The organism is Microbacterium sp. B35-04 (assembly GCF_010634885.1).
GTDB lineage: Bacteria > Actinomycetota > Actinomycetes > Actinomycetales > Microbacteriaceae > Microbacterium.
Genome location: NZ_MWLP01000184.1, coordinates 1 through 538 on the forward strand (window position 1 = coordinate 1; position 538 = coordinate 538).

Consider the following 538-nt stretch of genomic DNA (forward strand, 5'->3'; position numbering starts at 1 on the left):
CTCGCTCAACGACCGACGACCCCGGCGTCGCGTCGCTGTATCAGCATGTGTCGTTCCAGCAGGATGCCTCGTACCTCGCGATCGGCGAGCGGACCAACGCGAACGGCTCGAAGGCGTTCCGCGAGGCAATGCTCGAGGAGCGGTGGGACGACTGCGTCGAGATCGCCCGCGACCAGATCCGCGTCGGCGCCCACCTGCTGGACGTCTGCACCGACTACGTCGGGCGCGACGGTGCCGCCGACATGCGCGAGGTCGTATCGCGCCTCGCGAGCGCCTCGACGCTGCCGCTCGTCATCGACTCGACCGAGCCGGCGGTCATCGCAGCGGGGCTCGAGCTGATCGGCGGACGCCCGGTCGTCAACTCCGTGAACTACGAGGACGGCGACGGCCCGACCTCGCGCTTCGGCCGCATCATGCCGCTCGTGAAGGAGCACGGCACCGCCGTCGTGGCGCTGACGATCGACGAGCACGGCCAGGCCCGCACCACCGAGGGCAAGGTGCAGATCGCCACGCGGCTCATCGACGAGCTCGTCGGCGA

1 protein-coding gene is annotated in these 538 nt (G+C 70.1%); it reads left to right on the top strand.

All coding sequences use genetic code 11. The annotated features are described in order from the left end of the window. Window positions 1-538 (top strand): dihydropteroate synthase (locus tag B1729_RS20415; protein WP_163634636.1); only part of this gene is annotated, 538 nt, incomplete at both ends.